This is a genomic window from Microbacterium sp. ISL-103, assembly GCF_018613995.1.
Classification (GTDB): Bacteria; Actinomycetota; Actinomycetes; order Actinomycetales; family Microbacteriaceae; genus Microbacterium.
Genome location: NZ_JAGGPD010000408.1, coordinates 1 through 5,512 on the forward strand (window position 1 = coordinate 1; position 5,512 = coordinate 5,512).

Sequence of the window (5,512 nt, forward strand, 5' to 3'; positions counted from 1 at the left end):
CGACGGCACGCCGCTGCGACACGGGCTCATCGGCGAGGACACCCGTGACGACAAGGGCCGGATCGCGGAGTTCGCGGTGCCCGACTCCGACGACGACGACTTCCAAGAGCTGACTCGCTTCTCCCCCGGCATCCGACGGATGCAGGGCGCGGTGCGCTGGGGCGACAGGCACTTCATCTCGCAGTCGGACCTCATGCGCCCCGGTGCGCTGTGGACAGGCACGCCCGACGCGCTGGTGCGCGACCCCACGGCGCTCCCCGTCGGCTGCGAAGACCTCGCCCTCGACCTCGATGCGCAACTGCTCTGGTCTCTCGGCGAGCACCCGTGGAAGCGCGTGGTGCGCGGCATCCCGCTGTCCCACCTGGGCATCGAGGGCTGACAGCCGACCCCTCAGGTCGCGAACGTAGACTGTGCGGGTGAAGAAACCCGCACCTTTCCTCGTCTACACCGTGCTGCGCCTGCTGGCCTTCGCCGTGCCGCTCGCGATCATGTGGTTCTTCTTCCCGATCTTCCGCGAGCTCTGGTGGCTCGCCGCGATCTTCGCCGCCCTCATCGGCGTCAGCATCTCGATGCTGTTCCTGCGCGAGCCGCTGACCGACGCCTCTGCACGTCTCGTCGAGCGCCGCGAGGGCCGCCCCTCCGCCGCGCAGGCCGATGCGGATGTCGAAGACGACGCGATCGACGGAGTCGAGCGGTCCTGACTCCGCCACCGGCGCGCGGCCTCAGCCGGAGAACGCCCAGAACAGCGCTCCGGCGTAGAGCAGAGCGGTCAGAGACGTCAGCGCCAGAGCGACGACGAGCTCCTTCGCCTGGCGGTACGTCCAGACGATCAGGATGGCGGGGAGCCCTGCCAGCAGCGCGAGCAGGCCGATCCAGGCGATCGGGTACAGCAGCGCGATGAATGCCAGGATGCCGAAGGGCACCAGCACGAACAGAGTGAACAGCACCTGCGTCGCGCGCCTGCCGATCAGAACGGTCAGGGTGCGCTTGCCGACCACGCGGTCCTGATCGATGTCGCGCAGGTTGTTGGCGAGCAGCACGGCGCAGGCGAAGAGCCCAGCGGCGATCGCGCCGAGCCAGGCCTGCTGAGGCAGCGTGAAGACCTGCACCCACGTGGTGCCGAGAGTCGCGACGAGCCCGAAGAAGATGAACACGAAGACTTCGCCCAGGGCGTTGTATCCGTACGGACGCTTGCCGCCGGTGTAGAACCAGGCGGCGATGATGCAGGCCGCACCGATCGCCAGCATCCACCACTGCTCGGTGCGGATGATGATCGCGAGGCCGACCGCTGCGGCGAGCGCGAAGAAGATGAGCGCGATGACGAGCACCGTGCGGGGCTTCACCCGACCGGATGCGGTGAGGCGTGCCGGCCCGACGCGAACGGCATCGGTGCCGCGGATGCCGTCGCTGTAGTCGTTCGCGAAGTTCACGCCGATCTGCAGCAGCACGGCCACCGCGAGGCACGCCAGCGCGATGACCCAGTGGAACTCAGGCCCGGTGCTGCGGGCGGCGCCGGTGCCGATCACGACGGGGGCGACCGCCAGCGGAAGCGTGCGCAGGCGTGCGGCGCCGATCCAGTCGCCGACCGTGACGGGACCCGCGTCGATGGCGACCTGGTTCGCCGGGTTGCCGCTCGCCCGCTTCGCGGGATTGCCGCTCACGCGGGTCTGATTCTTCTTGTGCTTCGAGGATGCTGCCACGCAGGGAATCCTACTGGGGGCGCCGATGGCCGCCGTCGAGCCACTCGCGTCAGTCGCGGCGGAACGTCATGTGCGTGACGCCGGACTCGGCGACCTCGGCCGAGAACGCATAGTCGTTCTCGATACCGCGCAGATCGTCCCAGATGCGCTCGCCGCTGCCGATCACGAGCGGGTTGACCGCGAGATGCAGCCGATCGACGAGCCCCGCCCGCAGGAACTGACGCACCGTGTCGACACCTCCGCCGACGCGCACGTCCCGATTCCCCGCCTCGGCCGTCGCCCTGGCGAGCACCTCCTCCGGGGTCGTCTCGACGAAATGGAAGACCGTGCCGTTGGCGAACTCGATCGAGTCTCGCCGAGCGTGGGTGAGCACGAAGACCGGCACCTCGAACGGAGGCACGTCGCCCCACCATCCGCGCCACTCGGGGTCGTCGCCGTGCAGATGCAGGCCGAACATGCCCGCACCCATGATCTCGGCGCCGATGCCCTCGAAGTACTCCTGGGCGTATCTGTCGTCGACGCCCGTGGTGCCCGCGCCCGAGTCGTCGCCCAATACGCGGGTGCGGAACGTGCGCGTCGCGGTGTACGCCGCGACGAGACGCCCCCAGTCGTCGCCGAACGGATTGTCGGGAGTCTGATCGGTGGTGGTCGCGAATCCGTCGAGGGAAATGTTGAGATCGACGCGGACGGCCATGATGCCCTCTCTTCTGCAGGTGCGGGTGATGCGGCTCAGGCGTTCGGGTTGCTGTCTTTGCCGTCGAGCCAGAGGGTGTCGGAGGCATCTCCGTGGGCGCCGCCCGTGCCGACGTGCTTGTCGCTGATCTTCGGCCCCTTGAGGATCACGTGCACCATCGCCTGGGCGTGGCCGTGCCCGAGGCTGTAGTCCTCTTTGAGCCAGTTGAGGACGACGGTCGACTTGGTGCTCTCATCGAACCCCTGCTCCCTGGCCAGTTCGATGAACTGGCGTGGGGTGAGGCCGGTCTGGATCTCGACCTTGTCGAGGTACGCCTGGAAGGACATGGGACTCCGTGGTTCTCGCGTGCTCAGAGGATCCTCTCCGATGAGGGATCTGTCACGAGTATGGCCGCTGCGAGAGCGTTCCTCCAGAGTGCGCTCAGGCGTCTTCGGGCGCGACCGCGATGATCGGCCGGTGCTCGTAGTACGTCTGCAGCACCACGGTGGTGCGGGTGCTGACGTTCGCCGCGAGCCGGATGTCTCGCACGAGCTCTTCGAGCGCCCTCGGCGAGGCGACCCGCACGAACAGCATGTAGCTGGCATCGCCTGCGATCGAATGGCAGGCCTCGATCGCGTCGAGGTGCTCGAGCAGCTCGGGGGCGTTGTCGGGCTGAGCCGGGTCGAGCGGGGTGATCTCGATGAACGCCGAGAGCGGCGTGCCGACGAGCTCGGGGTCGAGGATCGCGCGGTAACCCGTGATGACGCCCCGCGTCTCGAGACGTCGGAGTCGTGACTGCACGGCCGAGACCGAGAGCCCGACGGCCTCGGAGAGCTGCGACAGTGTCGCCCTGCCGTCTCGTGAGATGGCGGCGAGGATCGCCCGGTCGACAGAATCATCCATGGATGTAAGATTATCGTCAGGATTCCGTATATGCCGGAATCTTTCCGTCAAACTCTCCGATCGGAGGTCCCGATGTCCATCATTTCCGCCCACAGCACCGCTGTTCAGGCCATCGTCGGCGAACCCGAGGTCGTCGAAGACGCGTCGATCGCCGAATCCTCCGCAGCGTGGGCACAGCTCAAGGACGCCGCGATCGCGATCCGCGAGATGCAGATCAAAGACGGATCGATCCCGGATGCCGCGCACCACGCCGCCGCCCGCGACCTCGTCGCCGCGATCACCTCCGGCATCCGCTCACTCGCCCCCGCCTTCGCGCACGACGCCGACTACCTCAGAGCGTCCGTCGTCGACTTCGACCGCTGGGTCGACGAGGGCTTCGGCGTGCCGGACTTCCTCGACTCGCTGATGGCCTTCCAGCCGCAGCAGCATCGTGTCGACGGCATCCGTCACCTCGTCGTCTTCCCGATGTACACGCAGAACGGCTCGAGCGACCGCCTGGTCGAGGCGCTCATCGTCGAGACCATCTGGCCCGAGTTCATCGGCGCGCTCGAAGCCGGCGACTACGGCAACAAGCTGTTCGTCTCGCTGCGCCTGGTCGACTTCACCCCGGGGTACGACACCAACTCCGCCGTGCTGTTCCCCGAGACGGTGGCGATGCGCGAGATCCCCTCGTTCACATGGGGCGCGATCTTCCAGGACCGCGAGGCCGCCCGCTACCGGCGGGTCACCCGCGCCGCCGCCGCCATCACGAAGCTCGACCTGCCCGAGCGCGCCGCGGCGATGCTCGACGACCAGGCGCTCACCGAGCGGGCGTTCGTGATGTGGGACATCATCCACGACCGCACGCATATGCGGGGTGATCTGCCGTTCGATCCGTTCATGATCAAGCAGCGCATGCCGTTCTTCCTCTACTCGCTCGAGGAGCTGCGGTGCGACCTGACCGCATTCCGCGAGTCGGTGAAGATCGAGCGCACCCTCCGCGCCCGTGTCGACGCGGGTGAGGAGATCACCGCATCCGAGCAGGAGATGCTCGAGCACGCCGACCTCGTGCAGTACGCCGTGATCTTCGACCGCATCTTCCGCTTCTCGATCACCGGATCCCGCGTGCGCAACTACGACGGACTCGGCGGACAGTTGCTGTTCGCCTGGCTGCACCAGCGCGGGGTCCTGCACTGGACCGACACCGCGCTGGCGTTCGACTGGGATGCCGTGCCCGACGCTGTCGTCGCACTCGGCGACGCGATCGACGAGCTCTACTGGCGCTCGATCGACCGCCCGAAGACCGCCCACTGGCTGGCGGCCTACGACCTCGTCCGCTCCGTGCTGACCCCGAACCCCGCGTCGCGCTGGGCTCGTGGCCTGCCCGACGAGATCCTCGCCGGTGCGCCCAAGGGCTTCACCGATGCGGTGCTGGACGACGAGTTCCCCCTGTCCATGTTCTTCGAAGCCCTCGACAAGAAGATGAAGCCGGTCATCGAGTCGACCGTCGGCATCCGGGGCACCGACGTCTGACTCGAATCGCGCATTTCTGGGGTTCGGCCGTCTGATCGTCCGAACGCAGCGTCTGCGGCCATTCCTGCCCGGGGTGGCCGCAGAACTGTTTCTTCACGAGAGTTGAGCACATGAGCGTCACCGACCGCACGATCGTCCTCGCCGGAGCGACCAGCCTTTCGGGCACCGCACTGGCACACGCCCTCGTCGATGCCGGAGCGCGGGTGATCGCCACCGGCCGGTCAGCCGAGCGTCTCGAAGAGCTGTCTGCCGTCGGCGCCCGGGTCGAGGTCGCCGATGCGACGTCGCTCGATGCGATGACCGAGCTCGCCTCCCGGCTCGACCAGGTCGACGCGGTGATCCCCCTGGTCGGCGGCTGGCGGGGCGGCGGCGGCCTCATCGGGCAGACCGACGACGACTTCCGCGCGCTGCTCCCCGCGCTCGACGCCGTGCGGGCGACCAGCCGCGCCTTCGACTCGGCACTGCGGGAGTCTGATGCCGGACGCTTCGCGATCGTCTCGTCGACAGCGGTCGGCCGTCCCCTCGCAGGCGGGGCGAACTACGCCGCGGTGAAGGCGGCGAGCGAGGCCTGGACACGGGCTGTCGCGCAGGGGTTCGCCAAGGCGGCGAGGGATGCCGGAGAGCCGCTGCGCGCGGCATCCGTGGTGTTCCGCGCCAGGGCGCTCGATGCGGAGTCGCGCATCGCGCGGGTGCTGGCACTGTGGGACGGCGAGGCCGCCGAGCT

Annotated in this window: 7 protein-coding genes and 1 pseudogene; 4 read left to right on the forward strand and 4 right to left on the reverse strand. The window is 68.3% G+C overall.

What is annotated here, in order from left to right; translation table 11 throughout:
• Together J7E68_RS14620 and J7E68_RS14625 are read left to right on the forward strand one after the other, a co-directional pair.
• A pseudogene (locus J7E68_RS14620) lies at positions 1-379 on the forward strand (hypothetical protein); the annotation flags it as partial.
• A gap of 37 nt (positions 380-416) precedes the next feature.
• Complete coding sequence (locus tag J7E68_RS14625; RefSeq protein WP_215173758.1) at positions 417-701, forward strand: DUF4229 domain-containing protein; 285 nt, start codon at positions 417-419, stop codon at positions 699-701.
• A 21-nt stretch (positions 702-722) separates the two neighbouring features.
• On the opposite strand, the gene J7E68_RS14630 is transcribed toward J7E68_RS14625, so the two are convergent.
• The 4 genes from J7E68_RS14630 to J7E68_RS14645 form a co-directional block, all read right to left on the reverse strand.
• Positions 723-1,700 (reverse strand): 1,4-dihydroxy-2-naphthoate polyprenyltransferase, encoded by a 978-nt coding sequence (locus tag J7E68_RS14630; RefSeq protein WP_215173760.1) that lies wholly within the window; start codon positions 1,698-1,700, stop codon positions 723-725.
• A gap of 49 nt (positions 1,701-1,749) precedes the next feature.
• Positions 1,750-2,397: a dihydrofolate reductase family protein gene (locus J7E68_RS14635; RefSeq protein ID WP_215173769.1), complete on the reverse strand. Its 648-nt coding sequence runs from the start codon at positions 2,395-2,397 to the stop codon at positions 1,750-1,752.
• A 32-nt stretch (positions 2,398-2,429) separates the two neighbouring features.
• Complete coding sequence (locus tag J7E68_RS14640) at positions 2,430-2,720, reverse strand: DUF4287 domain-containing protein (RefSeq protein ID WP_215173762.1); 291 nt, start codon at positions 2,718-2,720, stop codon at positions 2,430-2,432.
• Between the two features lie 94 nt (positions 2,721-2,814).
• A complete protein-coding gene (locus J7E68_RS14645; protein ID WP_215173763.1) occupies positions 2,815-3,276 on the reverse strand; it encodes an Lrp/AsnC family transcriptional regulator in 462 nt (153 codons plus the stop codon).
• A gap of 72 nt (positions 3,277-3,348) precedes the next feature.
• Between J7E68_RS14645 and J7E68_RS14650 the strand changes: the two genes are divergently transcribed.
• Complete coding sequence (locus J7E68_RS14650; protein ID WP_215173765.1) at positions 3,349-4,788, forward strand: DUF6421 family protein; 1,440 nt, start codon at positions 3,349-3,351, stop codon at positions 4,786-4,788.
• A gap of 110 nt (positions 4,789-4,898) precedes the next feature.
• On the forward strand, positions 4,899-5,512 hold a 614-nt coding region (locus J7E68_RS14655), incomplete at its 3' end, for an SDR family oxidoreductase (protein ID WP_215173767.1).

What these genes read in the sequence shown, in the direction of transcription:
- J7E68_RS14640 (WP_215173762.1), bottom strand. Translation starts at nt 2,720, where the DNA reads ATGTCCTTCCAGGCGTACCTCGACAAGGTCGAGATCCAGACCGGCCTC.
- J7E68_RS14645 (WP_215173763.1), bottom strand. Translation starts at nt 3,276, where the DNA reads ATGGATGATTCTGTCGACCGGGCGATCCTCGCCGCCATCTCACGAGAC.
- J7E68_RS14650 (WP_215173765.1), top strand. Translation starts at nt 3,349, where the DNA reads ATGTCCATCATTTCCGCCCACAGCACCGCTGTTCAGGCCATCGTCGGC.